We start from the raw sequence: 21,987 nt of genomic DNA, 5'->3' as shown, positions 1-21,987 counted from the left end.
AAGTGAATATATCGAAATTTAATGAATTTGAAAATGTATTGTTTCACATTTGCCTTGATGTTGATTTTGTGCTTGAGAATGAATTTGGCAATTCTTATGATATTCATCCCAACAGGCCCTTTAGGGGTAAGGCTGCAAATGGTCTTTTAGATGGTCTTTTTAGTGTTACAACAACTTTTACGTCAGGCTATGGATCTAGGTTTGGAAGAGGTTATTTGATTATTATTGAGATATTAACTTTAAATTTTGTTGATGATGAATTTTGGGATAAGATAAATAAAAGGGGTATTGAAATCTTTAGAGAAGGACTTAAAAATAAATTTCCAAGCAAAAATCTTGATATAGTGCTTGATGGCAATGTTTATAAAATTATTGGACCATTTTTTTAATGGTTGTATTATTTCTAATAGTTGAGAATAAGTATATTCTTTAAAGAAGTATTATTGTGCCAACTTGATATGTTTTTTAATATTGTAAAATTTTTGATATTAAAAATTTATTTTATGCTTTTTTAAAGTTTTGTTTGCTAATAAGTGTTAGGTTATTATTTTTATCTTATATGATAAGGAGTTTTGATGCAATTTGAAGTAAAGGATCTGATAAATAAAATTAAAAAAGATGGGCTTGAAGAAGCTGAGAGAGCATCTAATGATATTATTTTGAAGGCTAAAAGAGAGGCAGAGGAAATAGTTGCTAGAGCAGAAGAAGCTGCTAGAGTATTAAAGGCAAAATCAGAAAAAGAAGCTAATGATTATAAATGCCATGCCCTTGAAGCTTCTCGTCAGGCAATAAGAGATTTAATTATTGGCGTTGAAAAGAATCTTAAATCTCTTTTTGAAAATGCTTTAAAAGATAATGTGACGGAAGTTTTAAGTGATAATAATTTTTTAGCAGAGCTTATAATTAAAATAACAGATTCATGGGCTAAGGGAGAAAAATTAGTTATTCAATTAAATGAATCTGATTTTTCTAGTTTAGAGCAGATATTAAGACTAAAACTTGGCAATAAGCTTAAGGAAGGGATGGAGCTTAGGCCTTTCAGGGGCATAAGCAAAGGTTTTAAGATTCAAAAAAAGAATATTGGTTTGCATTATGATTTTTCAGCTGAAACTATTGCAGACATTCTTTTTGATTATCTTAATCCAAGATTTAAGGAAGTTATAAAAGTGGTCTAGGAGACTTTTGTGTTAGATTCATATTATTATGTTTTATCTTCTTTGCCTTATATTGATTTAAAATCTTTGAAAAATTATAGTGTTTCAGATTTTTTAAATAATGTCGAAATTTCTTTAAGTAAAAAGGACTTCAATTTTTTAAAAGAGTTGCTAGAATTTAAGATAGATAGGGGCAAGTCAAGAGTTATTGACCTTTTTCTTAATTTTGAAGATACAATAAGATATACACTTGCAGCTTTAAGGGCAGAAAAATTGGGATTGTCTAAGGATTTTTATTTAGAGTCTACTTATTTTTCAAGTTACTATCTTAGTATTTTGAAAAACATCTGCTTGAAAGAAAATCCTTTTGAAATAGAATTAAGTTTTGACCTTCTTAAGTGGCAATTTTTAACTGATCTTGAGGTTGGGCATGAATTTGATTTTGAGAAATTAATAATTTACTTTTTAAAGTTAAGGTTATTTTTAAGGCATAATTTGTTTAAAGAAAAATTGGGTATTCAAAATTTTGACAATATTTGTAAAAATTTAATTGATAAAACTAATGAAAAAGTTTAGAAAAGGAATTTAAATGAATACAAAAGGAAAAGTCGTTGGAGTTAATGGAAACTTAGTTACTATTGAGGTAGAAGGTTCAGTTTCTATGAATGAAGTTTTATTTGTAAAGACTGCTGGTAGGAATTTAAAAGCAGAAGTAATTCGTATTAGGGGCAATGAAGTTGATGCACAGGTTTTTGAATTGACAAAAGGGATATCTGTTGGAGACCTAGTTGAATTTACAGACAAACTTTTAACAGTTGAACTCGGACCAGGGCTTTTAACTCAAGTATATGATGGGCTTCAAAATCCTTTGCCTGAATTGGCTATTCAATGTGGATTTTTTTTAGAAAGGGGAGTATATTTAAGGCCCTTGAATAAAGATAAAAAGTGGAATTTTAAAAAAACCTCCAAAGTTGGAGATATCGTTATTGCAGGAGATTTTTTAGGTTTTGTAATTGAGGGAACTGTTCACCATCAAATAATGATTCCATTTTATAAAAGGGATTCTTATAAAATTGTGGAGATTGTAAGTGATGGCGACTATTCGATTGATGAGCAAATTGCTGTAATTGAAGATGATTCTGGTATGAGGCATAATATTACAATGTCTTTTCATTGGCCTGTTAAAGTTCCTATTACTAATTATAAGGAACGCCTTATTCCTAGTGAACCTATGTTGACTCAAACTAGAATTATAGATACATTTTTCCCAGTTGCCAAAGGTGGAACTTTTTGCATTCCGGGTCCTTTTGGAGCAGGAAAAACGGTTCTTCAGCAGGTTACAAGTCGAAATGCTGATGTTGATGTAGTGATTATTGCAGCTTGTGGTGAGCGAGCAGGAGAAGTGGTAGAAACTCTTAAAGAATTTCCCGAATTAATGGATCCAAAAACCGGCAAATCTTTAATGGACAGGACTTGTATTATTTGTAATACATCTTCAATGCCAGTTGCAGCTAGAGAAGCTTCTGTTTATACTGCTATTACTATTGGTGAGTATTACAGGCAAATGGGCCTTGATATTCTTCTTTTGGCAGATTCAACTTCAAGATGGGCTCAAGCAATGAGAGAAATGTCTGGACGCCTTGAGGAAATTCCTGGCGAGGAGGCTTTTCCGGCATATCTTGAGTCTGTTATTGCTTCCTTTTATGAAAGGGCAGGTATTGTAGTTCTTAATAATGGGGATATTGGATCTGTAACAGTTGGTGGCTCTGTAAGTCCTGCTGGTGGTAATTTTGAAGAGCCAGTTACTCAAGCAACTTTAAAAGTTGTAGGAGCATTTCACGGGCTTACAAGAGAAAGGTCTGATGCTAGGAAATTTCCAGCTATTAGTCCTCTTGAATCTTGGAGTAAATATAAAGGCGTTATTGATCAAAAAAAGACTGAATATGCAAGATCTTTTTTGGTGAAAGGTAATGAAATTAATCAAATGATGAAAGTTGTTGGAGAAGAAGGCATAAGTAACGATGATTTTTTAATTTATTTAAAATCCGAGCTACTTGATTCGTGCTATTTGCAGCAAAATTCATTTGATTCTATTGATGCTGCTGTTAGTTCAGAGCGTCAAAATTATATGTTTGATATAGTTTATAACATTCTTAAAACTAACTTTGAGTTTTCTGATAAACTTCAAGCAAGAGATTTTATAAATGAGTTAAGGCAAAATCTTTTAGACATGAATCTTTCTTCTTTTAAGGATCATAAGTTTAATAAATTGGAGCATGCTTTGGGTGAATTGATAAATTTTAAAAAGGTAATTTAGGGGGTTTGGAGAAATATATATATGAAAAGAGTCTATAGTAAAATAGAGTCTATAGCAGGCAATGTAATAACTGTTACAGCTCAAGGTATTAAGTATGGTGAGCTTGCTATTGTAAAAGCAAAAGATACAAGTTCTCTAGCCGAAGTAATTAAACTTGATCGAGAAAAAGTTTCTCTTCAGGTTTATGGTGGTACAAGAGGTGTTTCCACGTCAGACGAGATAAAGTTTTTAGGGCATTCAATGCAGGTTTCATTTTCTGACAATTTGTTGGGCAGAATTTTTGATGGTTCTGGGAATCCTAGAGATGGGGGCCCTTCTCTTGATGATAATTTGATTGAAATTGGTGGGCCTTCTGCAAATCCTACAAAACGCATTGTTCCTAGAAATATGATAAGGACAGGGCTTCCAATGATAGATGTTTTTAATACTCTTGTTGAATCTCAAAAATTGCCAATTTTTTCTGTTTCTGGTGAGCCTTATAATGAGCTTCTTATAAGAATTGCACTTCAAGCAGAAGTTGATTTAATAATTCTTGGCGGAATGGGACTTAAGCATGATGATTATTTAACTTTTAAAGATTCTTTAGAAAAGGGAGGTGCTTTAAGTAGAGCAATTTTTTTTGTTCATACTGCTAATGATTCTGTTGTTGAATCTTTAACTGTTCCTGATATTTCACTTTCTGTTGCTGAAAAGTTTGCTCTAAAGGGCAAAAAAGTTTTGGTGCTTCTCACAGACATGACAAATTTTGCTGATGCAATGAAAGAAATATCTATTACAATGGAACAAGTGCCTTCTAATAGAGGTTATCCCGGGGATTTGTATTCTCAGCTTGCATATCGTTATGAGAAGGCTATTGACTTTGAAGGCGCAGGATCAATTACAATACTTGCAGTTACAACAATGCCGGGTGACGATGTTACTCATCCTGTTCCTGACAATACTGGATACATTACAGAAGGTCAATACTATTTAAAAGGTGGCAGAATAGAGCCTTTTGGGTCTCTTTCAAGACTTAAGCAAATGGTAAATAGTAGAACTAGAGACGATCACAGGACTATAATGGATTCAATGATCAAGCTTTATGCATCTTCAAAAGAGTCTGTAGAAAAAAAGGCTATGGGATTTAATATGACTAAGTGGGATGAAAAATTGCTCAAGTATAGCAATATGTTTGAAAGTAAGATGATGGATTTGTCTGTTAATATTCCTTTAGAAGAGGCTTTAGATTTAGGTTGGAGCATTCTTGCTAGTTGTTTTAGCCCAAAAGAAACGGGAATAAAAACAGATCTTATTGAAAAATATTGGCCTAAAAAAGAGACTTATTGATTATGTCTAAAATTAAATTAACCAAAAATGATCTTAAAAAGCAAAAAGACGAACTTAAAATGTTTAAGAGATATTTGCCTACTTTGCAGCTTAAGAAGCAGCAGCTTTATATGGAAATTGTTAAAATTGAGAATTCTTACAAAATTAAAAATCTTGAGCAACAAAAACTTAAGGAGAATATTTCTAATTGGATTTCTCTTTTTAGCGAAAAATTTCCTTTTGAGAGTTGGATTCAAGTAAAAACAGTAGTCAAAAAGTCTTTAAATATTGCTGGAGTTGCAATTCCTATATTCGATTCTATTGAATATGAAGACATAAGGCATGATTTACTTTTTACTCCTTATTGGGTAGATAAGGGGATTGAGATTCTTAAAGTTGTGATTCAAATTGATGTAGAACTTAAAATTTTAAAAAAACAGATTGATTTGCTTTTAAGAGAGTTTAGAATAACATCTCAGAGGGTTAATTTATTTGAGAAAGTTATGATACCAACAGCTAAGGCTAATATAAAAAAAATTAATATATATCTTGGAGATCAGCAAACCGCGGCTGTTGTAAGAGGTAAGATTGCTAAATCTAGTTTGATAAAAAAAAATAGGAACAGCTTATGATTGTAAAAATGAAAAAAGTGTTGCTTTTAACTTTATCAAAATATAAAAAAGAGTCATTAGAGATTTTAAGAGATTTTGGAGCAGTTCATATTAATTCTTGCAATAAGAATTCAGATTCTTTAAAAAAAAGCATTGATGATAGACGAATTTTAATGCAAGCTTTTTCCCTGCTTAAAGAAGATGGAGGTGTTAAAGCTTTAAAATCTTCTAATGGAAATTTTTTAGATATTGCAAAAAGCATAGTCAATTTGGGCAATGAAATTAAAGAATTTCAAGATATTAAACGATCTTTATTACATGAAAGGAATTTGATTTCTGTTTGGGGAAATTTTTCTTTAGAGAATATTGACGAATTAAAAGAGTCTAACATTTATATTCAATTTTTTAAAATCCAAAAGAGTGAATATAAAAATTTATTAAGAGACCCTAATGTCAATGTGCTTTTGATTAAAAACGTAAAAAACACTTCTTATTTTGTGAGTGTTGGTGAATTTGAGCAAAAAATTGAAATTGCTGATGAGTTTAAATTTAATTTTGATCTTGATTATATTAATAATAAATTAAAGGTTGTTGATGAGATTTTAGATCAAAAATTGACACAAATTTCTCTTTTTAATAAATATATTGATATTTTAAGAGATGAGATAAAAAATTACGATCAAATCGTAGAGTTTGAGCAAGTTTTAGCTGATATGCAAACTGATTTKGAAGATTTTTCGTATATTACAGGATTTGTTCCAGCTGAAAGTCAAGAATCTCTTAAAAACGCAGTTTTAAAAGCAGGTTTTGCAGCTCAATTTGCAGATCCTGAAGAAAATGATATTATTCCAACTTATATAAAAAGAAAAGGAATTGCCAATTTAGCTGCACCCATTTTTAATATTTTAGAGACAATTCCTGGGTACAAAGAAAGGGATATAAGTTTTATCTTTATGTTATTTTTCTTTGTGTTTTTTGGTATGATAATAGGTGATGCTGCTTATGGAGTGATATTTTTTTTGATAGGAATTTTGCTTAGTTTGAGTTTTCTTCTTAAAGGCAAGCCCTTAACGCCATTTCATGGGTTAATATTTTATCTTAGTGTATCATCGATACTTTATGGTGCTATGACTGGGACTTGGTTTGGTAGTCCTTTAATTCTTGAAATGTTTCCTATTTTAAATTCATTTAAAGTTAGTTATTTGACAGAGAAAAATAGTGTACAAAATATTATCTTTATCTGTTTTTCAATAGGGGTTTTGCAAATTTCATTGGCGCATGTTTGGAATTTTTTCAGACAAGTAAAAGAAAAGCCCCATATTCATTCAATTGCACAGATTGGTTGGCTTATGTGTATAGTTGGACTTTATTATCTTGTTTTGAATTTAATACTAAGTCAATCTAGATTTCCCATGTATAATGTTGTTTATAATGTAATATATTTTGGCGTTGCACTTGTATTTGTTTTTGGCAAGCAAGATGGTTCAAATTTTTTCAAGTGTATATTGAAAAGTTTTGGGGGTATTATAGAGCAGTTTTTAACCACTGTGTCGGGGTTTGCAGATATAATATCTTATATTAGACTTTTTGCAGTTGGGCTTGCGGGGCTTTCAATATCAGCAAGTTTTAATACTATGTCAATACCTTTGTTAAAATCTTCTAATATTGGTCTTATAGTAGCTGGAATTATTGTTATACTTTTTGGGCATGTTTTAAATATAATGTTATCTTTGCTTTCAGTAATTGTTCATGGGGTAAGGCTTAATATGCTTGAATTTTCAAACCATTTGGGGCAAGAATGGAGTGGATGTGCTTATAGGCCTTTTAAAAAAATGAAAAAATAAATAAAAAGGAGTATTTATGGATATAGGTTTAATAGGGGTTAATTCAGCTTTAACAATCTCAGCAATAGGTTCTGCGTTGGGCATGGGGGCGGCAGGTAGTGCTGCTATTGGAGCATGGAAGAGATGCTATATGCAAGGAAAGCCAGCACCATTTTTATTGATAGTTTTTGTTTCAGCACCATTGACTCAAATAATATATGGATATATTTTGATGAACACATTATATGAGGTAATGATGCAGACAAATCCATGGTTGTTGCTTGGAGCTGGTATTGGTGGTGGGTTTGCTATTGCTGTTTCTGGATTTGCTCAAGGTAAAGCGGCAGCAGGTGCTTGCGATGCATTTTCTGAGACTGGGAAAGGATTTGCCACATATCTATTAGTTTTAGGATTAATAGAATCCGTTGCTCTTTTTGTAATGGTATTCTTAATGATATTTAAGTTTGTTTAATTTTGATTTATTATTTCTTTTAATATTAAATTTTCTCGTAATTTATGAGTTAATTTAATATATTTATTATTATGAGAAGTGCGGTTTTATTTTTTTTTGCTTTGCCTTTTTCTATTTCTTTGTATTCTTCAAGTAATAAAAATTTTCCGTATTGGATTTTACTTGAAAAAGGCAGGCAATTTCTTTATTCTAAATCTGAATTTAGTAAGTCTAATCTTACACATGCTATTAATTATTTGCAGGAAGCTTTGCTTAGAAAAGGCGTTTATCCTGAGGCTAGTTATTATTTGTCAGTAGCTTATGGTATGTCTGGCAATGCTATTCTTGAAAAATTAAACCTTTATAAGTCTTTTGAAGACAGATATTATTTGCTAGATGAATCTTTTGAAAAAAAAATACTTTTTTCTTTAGCTAAAATGGCTGAACTTGAGAATAATTATGTTGATACTATTGATTATTTGAATGACATATTAAATAAGTTTTCAACTAAAAAAGATTATTATAGTTATCATGATTATTCTCAAGGCGAAAACAGTATGTCAAATAATGAACTTAATGCTTCATTTTATTTAACTTCTTATTTAAAACAAGTAAGAGGAGCTTTTGGTATTGATTTTACTTTTAATCTTTACAGATTTAAAAACTACAATGTTATTGATACTCATCAATTATTGTCAAAAGTTTATTTGCACTTAAAAGCTTATGAGCTTTCAATTACTCATGGACTTATAGCTGCAGTAGGAATTTTAACAAGAATGTATGATTATGTTTGTTATTATGAACCTGTGTATCAGTTTAAAAATTTAAGGTCTTTTGTTCAAAAAATTAATAAGTATAAGGCAATAAAAAATGCTTTTGAATCTACAGATTTTTGGGAAATAGTTTATAATGTTGCTGCTGCTACTTATGCATATTCTAATGGCAATTATAAATTTAGAGCAATAGATACTTGGAAATTAGTAGTAGATCTTGCGCCAAGGTTTTCTCCTTATATTGCTAAATCAAGAAGTCAAATTAAAAATTCTGTATATTTAAAAAAAAATTAAATTTTTAAATTTTGACTTGTAGTTCAGGGGGGAAGTAGTATTAGTATTCGTAAGAAAAACTTTTGCATTATTGCACACATTGATCATGGTAAATCTACATTAGCTGATCGATTTATTCAAAAAGCTAAAATAATATCTGATCGTGATTTTAAAAGTCAAATGCTTGACAGTATGGATATTGAGCGAGAAAGAGGAATTACAATTAAAAGTCAGGCAGTAACAATTACTTATAAAAGTAATGATGGTGATTTTTATGAGTTAAATTTTGTAGATACTCCAGGCCATGTTGATTTTTCTTATGAAGTCTCAAGGGCAATTTCATCTTGTGAGGGTGCTCTTTTATTAATTGATGCAAGTCAAGGAATACAAGCTCAAACAGTTTCTAATTTTTATATGGCTTTTGAGCATGATTTAGAAATTATTCCCGTTATTAATAAGATAGATCTTCCAAATGCTAATGTTGATTTTGTAAAAAAGCAAATAAAAAATGATTTAGGATTAAATGAAGAAATTGCTATTTCGATTTCTGCTAAGAATGGAATAGGAATTGATGATTTGCTTGAAGCTATTTGTAAGTATGTGCCATCTCCTAGGGGAAGTATTAAGGATCCATTAAGAGCATTAATTTTTGATTCTCATTATGATTCTTATAGAGGAGTTGTTGTTCACTTTAGGATTTTCGAAGGACAAATCAAAATGGGCGATAAGATTAGGTTAATGCATACTAATAGCGAGCATTTAATTGAAGAAATCGGAATTTTTAAAATATCACTTGAAAGAAAAGATACCTTAGAAGCAGGAGATGTTGGATATTTTATTGCAGGAATAAAAAATATATCAGATGTGAAAATTGGAGATACAGTAACACTTTGTGATTTTCCCGCATTATCTCCTCTTGAGGGATTTAAAGAAGTTAAGCCTGTAGTATTCTCTTCAGTTTATCCTGTTGATGCTAATCAATATGATGATCTTTTAAAGGCAATGGATAGATTAAAACTTAATGATGCATCGTTAACATTTGAAAAAGATTCATCATCTGCTCTTGGGCATGGTTTTAAGTGTGGATTTCTTGGTCTTTTGCATTTAGAAGTTATTCAAGAACGCATTGAGCGTGAATTTAATTTAAACGTGATATTGACTTCTCCTTCTGTTAGATACAAAATAATTCCTAAAAAGGGAGAATCTTATTTTATTGAAACTCCTGAGCAATTTCCCGGAAATGAAGCTATTGAAAGCGTTCTTGAACCTTATATTAAGGCTAATATTATTGTTCCTACAGAATTTTTGGGCAATATTATGAGTGTGTGTTTATTGAAAAGAGGAGTTCAGACGAACTTAATTTATCTTGATACTAAGCGTGTTGAACTTATTTATAAAATGCCTCTTTCTGAAATCCTTTTTGATTTTTATGATAAAATTAAATCTGTGAGCCGTGGATATGCTTCTTTTGATTATGAGCTTTTAGATTATGAATATACAGATTTGGTAAGATTAGATATATTAGTTAATGGGGATAGAGTTGATGCACTCTCCCAGTTGGTTTTTAAAGATAGCGCCAGAACTAAGGCTATTGGGATTTGTAAAAAGTTGAAAGATGAAATAGCAAGGCAACAATTTAGAATAGCCATTCAAGGTGCTATTGGCTCTAATGTTATTGCTCGAGAGACAATCTCTCCTGTTAGAAAAGATGTTACTGCCAAGTGTTATGGTGGTGATATTACTCGTAAGAGAAAACTTTTGGAAAAGCAGAAAGAAGGTAAAAAGCGAATGAAGATGGTGGGAAATGTTGAGATTCCACAAAGCGCTTTTCTTGCGGTTCTAAAATCCAATGATAATTAAATTTGTTTTTAATTTTTAAAGGTATGTGATTGGCAAAGCCCTTAGAAATGCGATAGAATATTTTTATCATTACTTATTTAAAATTAGTTTTGTATATAGTTTTAATTTAATGGAGTAATTATGCTTAAGTCTAATAAAGTTGTTCTTATTGGAGCTGGTGGGGTTGGTTCAAGCTTTGCGTATGCTTTAACAATAGACAATTCACTTGTACATGAACTTGTAATTATTGATGTTAATGAAAATAAAGCAAAAGGGGAGGTCATGGACCTTAATCATGGCCAAATGTTTTTAAAGAAGAATATTAATGTATTGTTTGGGACTTACAAAGATTGTGCTAATGCAGATATTGTTGTAATTACAGCAGGACTTAATCAAAAGCCTGGTGAGACAAGACTTGATTTGGTTGATAAAAATTCTAAAATTTTTAAAGATATTATAACTAATGTTGTATCTAGCGGTTTTGATGGTATTTTTGTTGTTGCAAGCAATCCTGTAGACATTATGACTTATGTTACAATGAAATATTCCAAATTTCCTATTCATAAGGTTATTGGTACTGGGACTATTCTTGATACTTCAAGACTTAGATATTTTTTAAGTGATCATTTTAATGTGAACACTCAAAATATACATTCATATATTATGGGTGAGCACRGTGACAGTTCTTTTGCTACGTGGGATGAAACAAAAATAGCAATGAAGCCTTTGTCAGAATATCTTGCTGAAGGCAAAATAACTGAGTTGGAGCTTGATGAAATTCATAAAAAGGTTGTGAATGCTGCTTATGAAGTTATTAAGTTAAAGGGGGCAACCTATTATGCTATTGGACTTGGTATTAAGAATATTGTAAATGCAATAATTGGAGATCAGAATGTTATTCTGCCAATATCTTCTTATATTAATGGCCAGTATGGGGGATTGATTAAAGATATTTATATTGGAGCGCCTGCTATAGTTTGTAAGGAAGGAGTCAAAGAAGTTTTAAACTTTAAGATAAGCCCTAAAGAGCTTGATAAGTTTAATAGTTCTGCTAATCAGCTTAAAAGCTATATTGATAAAATGGAATTTTAGTATTAAGACCCCAAATATTTTGGGGGTTTTCATTTTTCAAGCATATTTTCTCCGTTTTTTCTGTGTTCAATTGCTTCAAGCAATGCTTCTCTTGAAATATTTTTTTCTTCCTTTAAATCGGAGATTGTTCTTGCAATTTTTAGTATTGAATGTGTTGCTCTTGAAGATATGTTGAGTTTATTTAAAATGTAAATCAAATCATTTTTTAAGATTGCACTTAATTCGCAAAATTTTTCAATGTGATCGGAATTAAGATCAGAATTTTTATTTATGTTTGCAAAATTTTCGTATCTTATATTTTGAATATTTCTTGCTTTTATTATTCTTTGTTTTATTTCACTTGAACTTTCGCTTGTTTCGCTGAGTAATTTTTCATTATTAATTGCTCTTGTTGGGACTCTAATATCAATTCTATCAAGCATTGCGGCTCCAAGTTTTTTCCAATAATTTGAAATTTCTTGTTGTGAGCAAAAACAATCTGTATTTTTTTTTCCAAGATTTCCACAAGGACAAAGATTCATTGCAAGCATTAATTGGAAGTTGGCGGGGTATTTGAATAATTTAGAACTTGCTCTTGAGATTGAAATTGATTTGTCTTCAATAGGTTCGCGTAAAGATTGTAGGATAGATTTTTTAAATTCCAAAGCTTCATCTAAAAATAATATTCCGTTGTGGGCAAGAGACACTTCCCCAGGTAAAGGATTGGGACCCCCACCGATTATTCCTTCTTTGCTAGCAGTGTGGTGGGGATTTCTAAAAGGTCTTTGTTTTATTATTTTCCTGTCTATTAATTTCCCAGATATTGACCATATTCTGTTTGTTTCTATAAGCTCTTTGTTTGTAAGTGGAGGAAGAATAGATTGGGCGCATTTAATACTAAGTGTTTTTCCGCTTCCAGGTGGACCAAATAGCATGATGTTATGCCCACCGGCAATTGCTATTTCAATTGCTCTTTTTGCTCTTTGTTGTCCTTTTATGTTTTTAAAGTCATAATCTATAATATAATCTTTTTCAATTATTGATTGGGGTTTAGTATTTGTTCTTGGGGGGAGTATATTGCTGTTTAATTGTTCTATTATTTTTATAGTTTCTTTTAAGTCTTTAACACCCCAAATATTCAAACCATCTATTAAACTAGCTTCTTCTAAATTTTCAAAGGGAACTATTGCAAATTTTATTTCCTTTTCTTTGGCAAGTGCAATGGCCGGTAAAACCGCTTTTATCGATCTTATTTTGCCATCTAATTGCAATTCTCCTAATATTAAGATTTCTAAATTTTTATCATCTTTGCTTTCTTGGATTTTAATAATACTAATAGCGATCGAAAGGTCAAAAGCTGTTCCAAGCTTTTTAATTCCAGCTGGTGCAAGATTTATTAATATTCTATTTTTGGGAAAATGAAAATTTGAATTCTTGATAGCTGATTTTACTCTTTCTCTTGATTCTTTAATTTCACTCCCAGCAAGTCCTACGATATCAATTCCAGAAATTCCTTTTTTAATGTCTATTTCAATCTCAATTAGTTCTCCTTCATATCCGATTGATGAGTGTGAATAGATTTTCATCTGATAGTTCTCCTTAAAGGCTTATAGCTTTCCAAACTATCTTTTAATGATTTGTATGGCAGTAAAAAGCAGTCTTTTCTATTTGTATTTGTAAATACGTTAAAAATTTTTAAACTTACGTCAATTTCATCTAGATTTGCAAAATTACTGTTTATCACTTTTTGCACTAAATTTAGGATTTCGGACTTTGCTTTGTTATTGCACAATTTATTTAAAGCGTTTGCGCTTGCAAGTAAAACTATGCATCCAGATGCATGATGTTTTAAATTAAATTTCCCATTATTTGTTTCTATTATTTGGAATAAAATTTGGTCTCCACATTTAGATTGATGTTTGAAATTCTGGTTTGTTTCTACTTTTATTATGTAATTATTTACTTTACTTAGTCTTATTAATTCTTTTTTAGTTTTTTCAGTGAGCATAATTTAATTTTATTTTCTTTGATTTATTAAATCAATAATAAAAGATAATATAAAGATTTTTAAATAAAAAACTTTAAAAATATAGTATTACAGTTGAAATTGTTTTTATATTTTTAAAAATTAAAACAATTCTTATTAATCCTGAAATTAAAGTTAATCAAAAATACAATTTTTGATTAACTTTGTTAAGATCTTTATTTTATAAATTTTTATGAAAGCTCTTTTATTACCTTTTTTAATCCCAATATGAAATTATCAATTTCTTCTTGTGTATTATAAAAATAAAAGCTAATTCTTAAAAGATGGTCTTTATTTAAATTTTCTGGGAAAAATGCCACATAGGAACAAGTTCTTCCGGCTCTGGTTGCTATTCCCATTGTATCTAGATATGTTTCAATATCGTGAGAGTGGATATTTTTTACTGTAAATGATATTATTGAATTTCTTTTAAGATTTGTATTTAGTATAAATTCAACTTCATCAAGCTCTTGTAATTTTTTTACCCCATATTCGATTAACTGTTTATCATGCTCTAAAATAAAATCCATAGAAATATTGTCAATATATTTTATTGCCTCTTCAAGTCCAATAATTCCTGCAATATTTGGGGTTCCCGATTCAAATTTATTAGGAGAATCAGATGCTTTAAATTTAATTTTTTCATTTTCTATAAATATTTCTTCTACAGTATTTCCCCCCAATTTTGAGCTGTGAAGTTTTTCAGCCATATTATTTGAAATATATAAAATTCCTATTCCTGTTGGAGCAAGCATTTTATGTCCAGAAAATACCAAAAAATCACAGCCAATTTTTTTAACATCTATTTTTATATGAGGTGCCATTTGTGCAGCATCTACAAAGAGACATATATTGTATTTTTTTGCGATTTTTCCAATAGATTCCAAATCATTAATGGTTCCTAGGGTATTATTTATTCCTGAAATACTGATGAGCTTTGTTTTTTCTGTAATAAGTTTTTCAATTTCTTCAGGGGTAATAATTCCCATTTCATTGAATTTAGCTAATTTAATTTTTAAATTAGCTAAATTTGCAAGATTTACCCAAGGCAGTAAATTGCTGTTATGTTCAAGAGTTGTAAGAATAATTTCATCTTTTTTTTTAAAGTATTTTGAATAAAAAAATGAACTTGCAATGGTATTAATTCCATCAGTAGTTCCAGAGGTGAATATTATATTTTTTGCAGATTCTGCATTAATGAAATTTTTTACAAGTTCTCTTGTTTTTTCTATTTTTATGCTCGATTGAATTGCAAATTTATGACCGCTTCTGTGTACATTTGCGTTGTAATTTTCATAATATTCAACGTTAGAATAAATTACGTTTTTGGGCTTTTGAGAGGTTGCTGCATTATCAAAGTAAATTATATACTTATTGTCAAATTTTTTATTTAAAATAGGAAAATCTTTTCTTAAAAATTTAACCTTTTCGACATTGCTTTTTATTTGTTTGAAATCCATTATTCTTATAAATTCCTTTGTTTTAATTTTTAGCTTTTAATTATTATATCATTATTTTTTATTTCACAAAAAAAGTTTAAAATAATTATTAATTAATAATCATTTTTTTTTAAAATTGAAATTTATTTTTGTATAAATTTTGTTTATTGGCTATGTTTTTTGATTATGATATACTCGTTTATATGAAAGAAGTAATTTATAGGTTTGAAAAAGCCGAAGATTATAAATTAGTTCCTGTTAATAATATTTATGGGAATGTAACTAATACAGGAGAAATTTTTTGTGATCTTGTTTTTGAATCCACAGAGATTTCTGAGGAGATTGCTTACACAAAAACCAAAGAAGGTGTTTTAGAAGAGGCTTCAAAAGAATTTAAAAGTGGAGAAGAGGGAAAAATAGTATTAATCAACTCTTTTATAGGGATTTCTATTACAAAGACCACTGCTAGAAATATTGCGTATTGGCTTTTAAAAAAAGTTGATGAATTAGAAGATAATGAATAGTAGTAAAACATCTGAAGATAGAATTAAGATTTATTTATCGAAGCTTAAGAAGCATAAAAATAAAATTTTAAGCAAAAAGAGTATTAAAAATATTATTGAAGTATCAGATATTTCTGATAATGACATTGAAAATATGGGACTTCACTTTAGAAGATCTTATGCGAGAGCCAAAAGATTTGTTGATATAGGCAAGATAGATATTGCTTTTAGAGAGCTTGAGTCTATCTATTTTTATTCTCTTCACGACAAGTCAATGTTTAGTTTATTTTTTTTTCTTTTTAAAGAAGTTGCTGATAAGGTAAATACTAAAGAATCTAAAAAAAAAATGATCCATGTAACTTTACAAGCAAAAGAATTTGGAATAAGAGATGATTTAGATTTAATCGACTATTATGAATTTAAGAAATCCAAGAACAGAATGTTAATATTAACCATAAGCTCTATCTTGATATTTTGTATTTCTTTGATTACTTACAGATCTTTTCAGGGTTTCATGAGTATGAATGGGAATGGTGCAATGGCTTTAAAAGAAAAATTTGCTCCCTCTTTTACATCGCAAGGCCTTCCTCCTATTACTATGGCTACGGATTTAGTAGTTGAAGCTGTTAATCTTATTTCAAGTCCCAAAGATTTCTATTACATAGAAATAGAGGATGCTAAAGTTTTGGTATTTGAAGATGCGCATTTGTATCAGCTTAAAGCGGGGGTTATCTCAACAATGCACCCTGTTAAAAAGATTTCCTACAGAGTTACAGTTTACGATGATCTTGGCAAATCTGTGTTTAATCAGATTTTTTCTAAAGAAAGTGATTTTTCTGCAAAATGGGGTAAAGATGTTTATATTCCAATTGATGTTATATCAAGCATACCAAGAGCTATTGATGTTAATCCTAAAAGAATAGTATTAGATATCATTGACATTGATTTTTTTGAGAATGTTGATGATAAAATTGGTGTAAATCTTGACTCAGATTCTTTTATATTAAAATTTAAATATATTGGAAATTATTTTCAAAAGTCTTTTGGGATTTGCAAGGCAAATACTGTTATAGAAGTTTTCAATTCTTCAAAAGATGTTGTTAAAAATTTGGAGATTGAAATTGGTTATATTGATAAGGAAGGTAGAATCATTAGGTCTTTGAGACGCAAATTAATTTCTTCTGCCAATTCTTTTTTAAAGTCTAAATCCAAGCAGAGTTTTACAATTAGTACGATTTTTCCAAATGAGATTTATCCTACAATTGAAAAGGATTTTTCTTCTATTAAAATTTATAATGTGATGATTAAATAGAGTTTTAAGCTATCTTAAGATTTCTTTTTCTTTTAGATTTGAGACAATGTTAAGCGGAATCAGTGTAGTTAAAATGTTTATTAACATATAAAGACCAAGAAGTGTTAAGCTAAAGCTTAGGCTTAAATGTATTTGAAATTCAGATACGTAATATTCTGAGTTTAATATTTCAGAATTTTCTTCTCCAAATATTTTTAAAAAAAAGTTTAAAATATTGTCAATAAAGTTTATTAAATAAGATATTTTAAGTGTTAAATAATTTCCAATTATTATTCCAATTCCACAAAAGATAGTGCTTAAGGTGAGCGATATCAAAAGAAATATTATTTTTATATTTAAATTATTCATTCCAATTGATTTTAGTATTGCAATTTTCTTTTTATTTTCAAAAATAAGCATTGAAAGGGACGAAGATATATTGATGCTTGCAAATATTATAATCAAAGCCATAATGAATATTAAAAGTTTTTTACTTATATCCAGATTATTGTATTTATTTGAGTAAAGTTCATAGAATGTTTTTATTTGGAATTCTTGAAATTCGGTTTCTAAATTCTGTTTTAAGATCTCATTATTTTTTATGGAATTGGAATTTGTTTTAAGTCCAATTATACTTTTTGAAAATTTTTTTGACATTAAATTTTCGTTTTCAAAAGAAATCAATACCAAATTATTATCAATATCTTTTAATCCGGTTTCAATTATTCCTGAGATATTAAATTTTTTTATTCTGGGCATTATTTTATCATTTTTTGTATTTGGAATCAAAATATCAATTTTTTCATTAAGATTTAAATTAAGTTTATTTTTGATTTGATTTGAAATGAGTATAGAATCCTTTTTTAAGTTTTTAGTACCTTTTATTAATTTTATTGATTTGTTTTCTAATATGAATTTATTTTCTATTGCTCTTATTAATACACCTTGTTTTTTATTGTTTCCAATAATTCCATAAGTTCTTTTCTCGAAAAAATAATTTAGATCCTTATAATTATGTTTTTTTTTCAATAAGCTTAATCTGTCTTTTAAATAATGGGTTCTATTTGTTTCGTTGTATTCTATTTGCATTGAAAATCCTTCACTTTCAATATATTTATTAATAGTAGAAGTCATGATGTTGCTAGACATGTAGTAAACAATAATTAATGGGATCATTACTAAACTTAATGATATTCCAGAACCTATTAAAGCTATTTTATTTGTTGAATTTTTGAAAATTAAATATGCAATTTTTGTAATTTCTGGTAGCCTTAGTATCATAATTTTTTCAATGTCCTATCTTTGAATTCGTATTTTGAATCTGCTTTGTTTGCAAATTGTGGGTTGTGACTAACTAGTATTAAGGTTTTTTTAAAATTTTTTGCTGTATTGATAAGTAGATTTTCTACAGTTTTGGCTGTGCTTAAGTCTAAATTTCCCGTGGGTTCATCACACAATATTATATTAGGTTCATTGATTAATGCTCTAGCAATAGCAACCCTTTGTGATTCGCCTCCTGAGAGCTCTGAAGGGTAATGATTTGCTCTGTTTTCTATTTTTAATATTTTCATTAGATCTAAAGCTTTTTTATTTATTGTTTCTTTTGTTTTTTGGCCTGAGATAATTTGGGGTAAAATTATATTTTCAATTACACTAAATTCATTTATTAAATTATAATTTTGAAATACTAAGCCTATTTGTCTGTTTTTGTACAAACTTAATGTTTTTTCATTTGCGTTTTTCAAAAATATTCCACACGATATTATCTCTCCAGAATCTATTTTATCAATTCCTGAAATCATGTTAAAAAGAGTTGATTTTCCACAACCACTTTTTCCTTGAATTGAAATAAATTCACCTTTTTCTACAGTTAAGTTTAGATTTTCTATTACTTGAATTTTTGTTTTATTTTTTTTATATGCTTTGCAAAGATTTTTTATAATTAATATATTCTCCATTTTACTGTCCATTAATAGTTTCAATGTTTTTTTGACTTCCAATTTTTTTTGTTGCCTTCATACTTGAATACATTGTAGAAAAGCATGCAAAGCAGAAAGTAAATGTTAAATCGCTTAAAAATAATTTAGGAGTAATTGTATTTTTTACTATTTGTATTTTAATGCCATCTATTTTTAAAGCCAATATTTGATTTAAAAAATTTATTAAAGTGTTTACCAGATTGTCAATTATTTTTAAAATTTCATTTATATTTAGGGAAATGGAAATTCCCAGTGTCAAGCCAAGAAGTCCTCCTACAGTGCAAATTATTATTGAATGAATAAAAAAAATTTGCTTTATTTTTTTTATTCTAAGTCCCATGGCTAATAGTATTAAAATAGCTTTATTTTTGTTTATTATTATTCTTTTTTGAAGATAATATGTATTAACGGCAATAACAATGAAAATGCTTGCTAAAATAATTAACATTGTATTTCGTTCTATTTTTAATATTTTATAGAATTCTTTATTGTATTCATTCCAAGTTTTTGCTTTAATTTTTGGATTAACAGCTTTAATCTTTTCAATTAATTTGTTACTTGGATTTAAATTTTTTGTTTTTACTTGGTAATTAATACCAGAATTATGTAAAATTTTATTTTTAATGAAATAGTCTATATTCATAAAAATTAAAGTTTCATTTATTTTTGCATAATTACTTTTGAAAATTGATTTTATTTTAAAGCTTTTTATATCATTTTCTAGCGATATAAGTGTTTTTTATTTCATCGGTTATTATTAATTCTAGGGGATCATTTTCGAATAAGTTGAAATTGTGAGAGAGTACATTTCCAATAATGATTTCATTGTCTTTAAGATCCAGCTCATCTTTTTCAAGTCCTGTAAATGAAATAAAATTTTGGTCTTTTTTGAGATCTTTAATATCAACTGCAATGATATTTAAAATAGTTGGATAATAATAATTTTGAATTCCAATGCCTTGTGTTTCGTATATTTTATTTATATGTTTTATTCCTTCAATCTTTTTAATTTTTTTGATTTCTTCTTGAGTTAATTCATTTTCTATTTTTAAGTTTCCGCTTTCTACATTTGTAATGCTAAGAAAAAAATCGTTTTGAAAACCATTCATGATTGATATTGTTAGGATAATTATTATTTCGCCTAAGGCAATGCTTAATATTATTACAATTGTGAGGGCTAGACTATTTTTTTCTTCTAGTATTAATCTTTTAAGCAAAAAATTTCTTATACCCATTTAATTTGTTCCTATTGGTTTTTCTTCGGTGACTTTTCCGTTCTTGTGTTTTACCCTAAGAGCAGGTTTTTTATTGTAGTATATTTCTTCTTCATATTCATTGTCATTGTGGTATTCAGTTTTTAGATAAATTATATCGTTCTCATAAATTTTTTTGCTTTTTAATTGATTGTCTTTGTTATATTCGTATTCAATTTTAGTATTGGTGTATTGGTCTTTATCCTTTTCTTTAGTGTTTTGAAAAATTATCATATCAGATTCGTTGTATTGAAAATCATTTACTTTTATAAGTTCATTATTTTTATATGTTTCTTCTTTAATTAGGTTGTTTGCCTTGTAGGTAGATATGATTTTTGTATTCTCTTCTTCAAAGGTATTTACTATTTTTTCTTCATCTAAATATTGGTTTTTTTCTTTGGATTTTATTTTATTATTAACAATTATTGTACTGTTTGAATTTCTTTTTTTATCATCATATTTTATAACTTTTGTTGTTGCTTTTTTGATGTCAAAATATGTAGATTTTATGTCGCCATTAATTCCATAGTTCCAAATTTGGAAATTTGATCCTGTTATTTTTAGTAATTTACCATTGTCGTCTTTAGAATAATATATTAATTTTGGTTTTTGGTTTATTGTTTTTAAATTTTTAGATATTAAGTTTTCGTTTTCATAAACGTAATTTGCTGTTTCAAGAGTTTTTCCTTTGCTATCATATTCAATTTCTTGTATTTTGTTATTTAAATTATCGTAAATCTCTTCTTTTCTTTTTGTATCTTTTGTATCATAACATGTAATTTTTTTTGTGTTTTCTATGATTTGAATTGTTTTGTATTTTATTAAGTTATTTTCTTTGTATAGGTAGAGTTTTTCAGTATCATCAACAGAATAATACTCAATATAAAACCCCGTTTTTGGTTTTTCATTTAATTTTTGGTATTTATTGAAAAATACATCAGATGCAAAATAGCTTTTTGCATAAATAATTTGTGGCATAAATAGAAGAAGTATTAATTGTTTTTTTTTCATAGTAATTTATTAAAATATTCATTTATATCAAATTCTTTAATATCTTCTAGTTTTTCTCCAAAGGTAGTAAAGTATATAGGTTTTTCAAGAATTTTTGAAATATTTAGTATTGTACCTGCCTTTGAGGATGAATCAAGTTTTGTGATTATTATTCCGTCTATTTCTATTGCTTTATTAAAAATTTCTGCTTGACTATTTGCATTTTTTCCAATAGTAGAATCTATTACAAGTATTTTTTGGTAATTGATGTCGGTGTTTTTTATTTGCTTTAATATTACATTGTTTATTTTTTGAAGCTCTTTTATTAAATTTTCTTTATTTTGCAATCTTCCGGCTGTGTCAATAATTAATGCATCGTAATTTTTAAGCTTAGCGCTTGATATGCTGTCGAATATCACAGCTGATGGATCGCTTCCTTGGTTTTGAGATATTATTCTAACACCGATTTGTTCTCCATAAATTTTCATTTGTTCAATTGCAGCTGCTCTGAATGTATCAGCAGCCGATATTAATATATTTTTGCCTTCATTTTTTAATTTATTTGCAAGTTTTGCTATGCTTGATGTTTTTCCAATTCCATTTATACCAACTATTAACAAAATATTTAATTTGTTATTTTCTAGAGTAAATTTTTTTGTATTAATATAGCTGCTTAAAAGTTCTTTTAGTTTTCCAATAATAGTTTTTTCGTTTTCATTTTTTTCTTTTGTTAATTTATTTATTATTTCTATTACAATTTCATTATTAATGTCTGATTCTAATAAAATGTCTTCTAAATTTTCAATAACATTTTCTTGTTGTTTGCTTTTAAATAAATTTTTTATTTTTTCTAAAATGCCCAAAAGTTTGTTCTCCTATTTTATTGCAG

The 21,987-nt window shown here is 28.3% G+C and carries 20 protein-coding genes and 1 pseudogene; 13 read left to right on the top strand and 8 right to left on the bottom strand.

Annotated features, from left to right (window positions below; genetic code table 11):
• The first annotated feature begins 2 nt into the window (after window positions 1-2).
• The 11 genes from BB_RS00475 to BB_RS00425 all read left to right on the top strand — a co-directional run bounded on the left by BB_RS00475 (window position 3) and on the right by BB_RS00425 (window position 11,638).
• Entirely contained in the window at window positions 3-389 is a 387-nt protein-coding gene (locus tag BB_RS00475) for a hypothetical protein (protein ID WP_002556699.1), read from the top strand.
• Window positions 390-575: 186 nt separating this feature from the next.
• On the top strand, window positions 576-1,175 hold the full coding sequence (locus BB_RS00470) for a V-type ATP synthase subunit E (protein WP_002655964.1): 600 nt from the start codon (window positions 576-578) through the stop codon (window positions 1,173-1,175).
• A 9-nt stretch (window positions 1,176-1,184) separates the two neighbouring features.
• On the top strand, window positions 1,185-1,730 hold the full coding sequence (locus BB_RS00465) for a hypothetical protein (RefSeq protein ID WP_002658266.1): 546 nt from the start codon (window positions 1,185-1,187) through the stop codon (window positions 1,728-1,730).
• 13 nt (window positions 1,731-1,743) lie between these two features.
• The gene (locus tag BB_RS00460) at window positions 1,744-3,471 is read left to right on the top strand and encodes a V-type ATP synthase subunit A (protein ID WP_002656082.1); all 1,728 of its coding nucleotides are present in this window, start codon (window positions 1,744-1,746) and stop codon (window positions 3,469-3,471) included.
• Window positions 3,472-3,492: 21 nt separating this feature from the next.
• A complete protein-coding gene (locus BB_RS00455; RefSeq protein ID WP_002556695.1) occupies window positions 3,493-4,797 on the top strand; it encodes a V-type ATP synthase subunit B in 1,305 nt (434 codons plus the stop codon).
• 2 nt (window positions 4,798-4,799) lie between these two features.
• Window positions 4,800-5,408, top strand: a complete 609-nt coding sequence (locus tag BB_RS00450) for a V-type ATP synthase subunit D (protein ID WP_002556694.1) — start codon at window positions 4,800-4,802, stop codon at window positions 5,406-5,408.
• Window positions 5,405-7,231 carry a V-type ATP synthase subunit I gene (locus BB_RS00445; protein WP_023003276.1) on the top strand — a complete coding sequence of 609 codons (1,827 nt, stop codon included), beginning with the start codon at window positions 5,405-5,407 and terminating at the stop codon, window positions 7,229-7,231. The genes BB_RS00450 and BB_RS00445 overlap by 4 nt, the downstream gene beginning before the upstream one ends.
• A gap of 16 nt (window positions 7,232-7,247) precedes the next feature.
• The gene (locus BB_RS00440; protein WP_002556692.1) at window positions 7,248-7,682 is read left to right on the top strand and encodes an ATP synthase subunit K; all 435 of its coding nucleotides are present in this window, start codon (window positions 7,248-7,250) and stop codon (window positions 7,680-7,682) included.
• Between the two features lie 71 nt (window positions 7,683-7,753).
• Window positions 7,754-8,728: a hypothetical protein gene (locus BB_RS00435; protein ID WP_002656179.1), complete on the top strand. Its 975-nt coding sequence runs from the start codon at window positions 7,754-7,756 to the stop codon at window positions 8,726-8,728.
• A 39-nt stretch (window positions 8,729-8,767) separates the two neighbouring features.
• On the top strand, window positions 8,768-10,567 hold the full coding sequence (gene lepA / locus BB_RS00430) for a translation elongation factor 4 (protein WP_080592854.1): 1,800 nt from the start codon (window positions 8,768-8,770) through the stop codon (window positions 10,565-10,567).
• Between the two features lie 120 nt (window positions 10,568-10,687).
• Window positions 10,688-11,638, top strand: coding sequence for an L-lactate dehydrogenase (locus BB_RS00425; protein ID WP_010889680.1), 951 nt, complete (start codon window positions 10,688-10,690; stop codon window positions 11,636-11,638).
• 29 nt (window positions 11,639-11,667) lie between these two features.
• On the opposite strand, the gene BB_RS00420 is transcribed toward BB_RS00425, so the two are convergent.
• The 3 genes from BB_RS00420 to BB_RS00410 all read right to left on the bottom strand — a co-directional run bounded on the left by BB_RS00420 (window position 11,668) and on the right by BB_RS00410 (window position 15,103).
• Window positions 11,668-13,203: a YifB family Mg chelatase-like AAA ATPase gene (locus tag BB_RS00420; protein WP_002656860.1), complete on the bottom strand. Its 1,536-nt coding sequence runs from the start codon at window positions 13,201-13,203 to the stop codon at window positions 11,668-11,670.
• Window positions 13,200-13,625, bottom strand: a complete 426-nt coding sequence (locus BB_RS00415; RefSeq protein WP_010889679.1) for an iron-sulfur cluster assembly scaffold protein — start codon at window positions 13,623-13,625, stop codon at window positions 13,200-13,202. The genes BB_RS00420 and BB_RS00415 overlap by 4 nt, the downstream gene beginning before the upstream one ends.
• Window positions 13,626-13,834: 209 nt before the next feature.
• Window positions 13,835-15,103 carry a cysteine desulfurase gene (locus BB_RS00410; protein WP_002656576.1) on the bottom strand — a complete coding sequence of 423 codons (1,269 nt, stop codon included), beginning with the start codon at window positions 15,101-15,103 and terminating at the stop codon, window positions 13,835-13,837.
• A 182-nt stretch (window positions 15,104-15,285) separates the two neighbouring features.
• On the opposite strand from BB_RS00410, the gene BB_RS00405 reads away from it, so the two are divergent.
• Entirely contained in the window at window positions 15,286-15,606 is a 321-nt protein-coding gene (locus tag BB_RS00405) for a hypothetical protein (protein ID WP_002656160.1), read from the top strand.
• Window positions 15,599-16,897: a hypothetical protein gene (locus tag BB_RS00400; protein ID WP_002656621.1), complete on the top strand. Its 1,299-nt coding sequence runs from the start codon at window positions 15,599-15,601 to the stop codon at window positions 16,895-16,897. The genes BB_RS00405 and BB_RS00400 overlap by 8 nt, the downstream gene beginning before the upstream one ends.
• A 9-nt stretch (window positions 16,898-16,906) precedes the next feature.
• Here BB_RS00400 and BB_RS00395 read toward each other — a convergent pair whose 3' ends face one another.
• The 5 genes and pseudogenes from BB_RS00395 to ftsY form a co-directional block, all read right to left on the bottom strand.
• Window positions 16,907-18,157: an ABC transporter permease gene (locus BB_RS00395; protein ID WP_002665479.1), complete on the bottom strand. Its 1,251-nt coding sequence runs from the start codon at window positions 18,155-18,157 to the stop codon at window positions 16,907-16,909.
• On the bottom strand, window positions 18,154-18,834 hold the full coding sequence (locus BB_RS00390; protein ID WP_002656931.1) for an ABC transporter ATP-binding protein: 681 nt from the start codon (window positions 18,832-18,834) through the stop codon (window positions 18,154-18,156). Before BB_RS00390 ends, BB_RS00395 begins: the two co-directional genes overlap by 4 nt.
• Window position 18,835: 1 nt before the next feature.
• A pseudogene (locus BB_RS00385) lies at window positions 18,836-20,090 on the bottom strand (ABC transporter permease).
• Entirely contained in the window at window positions 20,091-21,119 is a 1,029-nt protein-coding gene (locus BB_RS00380) for a hypothetical protein (RefSeq protein ID WP_020948687.1), read from the bottom strand. It abuts the pseudogene before it with no gap.
• The gene (gene ftsY / locus BB_RS00375) at window positions 21,116-21,961 is read right to left on the bottom strand and encodes a signal recognition particle-docking protein FtsY (protein ID WP_010889678.1); all 846 of its coding nucleotides are present in this window, start codon (window positions 21,959-21,961) and stop codon (window positions 21,116-21,118) included. Before ftsY ends, BB_RS00380 begins: the two co-directional genes overlap by 4 nt.
• Between the last annotated feature and the right edge of the window lie 26 nt (window positions 21,962-21,987).

The sequence above is a fragment of the Borreliella burgdorferi B31 genome (assembly GCF_000008685.2).
In the GTDB taxonomy this organism is placed as follows: domain Bacteria; phylum Spirochaetota; class Spirochaetia; order Borreliales; family Borreliaceae; genus Borreliella; species Borreliella burgdorferi.
This window is presented reverse-complemented; position numbering and strand designations above follow the sequence as displayed.

Coding starts and splice junctions, on each gene's coding strand:
- BB_RS00405 (WP_002656160.1), top strand. CDS start 15,286: ATGAAAGAAGTAATTTATAGGTTTGAAAAAGCCGAAGATTATAAATTA.
- BB_RS00440 (WP_002556692.1), top strand. CDS start 7,248: ATGGATATAGGTTTAATAGGGGTTAATTCAGCTTTAACAATCTCAGCA.
- BB_RS00460 (WP_002656082.1), top strand. CDS start 1,744: ATGAATACAAAAGGAAAAGTCGTTGGAGTTAATGGAAACTTAGTTACT.
- BB_RS00415 (WP_010889679.1), bottom strand. CDS start 13,625: ATGCTCACTGAAAAAACTAAAAAAGAATTAATAAGACTAAGTAAAGTA.
- BB_RS00470 (WP_002655964.1), top strand. CDS start 576: ATGCAATTTGAAGTAAAGGATCTGATAAATAAAATTAAAAAAGATGGG.
- BB_RS00435 (WP_002656179.1), top strand. CDS start 7,754: ATGAGAAGTGCGGTTTTATTTTTTTTTGCTTTGCCTTTTTCTATTTCT.
- BB_RS00455 (WP_002556695.1), top strand. CDS start 3,493: ATGAAAAGAGTCTATAGTAAAATAGAGTCTATAGCAGGCAATGTAATA.
- BB_RS00400 (WP_002656621.1), top strand. CDS start 15,599: ATGAATAGTAGTAAAACATCTGAAGATAGAATTAAGATTTATTTATCG.
- BB_RS00410 (WP_002656576.1), bottom strand. CDS start 15,103: ATGGATTTCAAACAAATAAAAAGCAATGTCGAAAAGGTTAAATTTTTA.
- BB_RS00420 (WP_002656860.1), bottom strand. CDS start 13,203: ATGAAAATCTATTCACACTCATCAATCGGATATGAAGGAGAACTAATT.
- BB_RS00390 (WP_002656931.1), bottom strand. CDS start 18,834: ATGGAGAATATATTAATTATAAAAAATCTTTGCAAAGCATATAAAAAA.
- BB_RS00395 (WP_002665479.1), bottom strand. CDS start 18,157: ATGATACTAAGGCTACCAGAAATTACAAAAATTGCATATTTAATTTTC.
- BB_RS00380 (WP_020948687.1), bottom strand. CDS start 21,119: ATGAAAAAAAAACAATTAATACTTCTTCTATTTATGCCACAAATTATT.
- BB_RS00450 (WP_002556694.1), top strand. CDS start 4,800: ATGTCTAAAATTAAATTAACCAAAAATGATCTTAAAAAGCAAAAAGAC.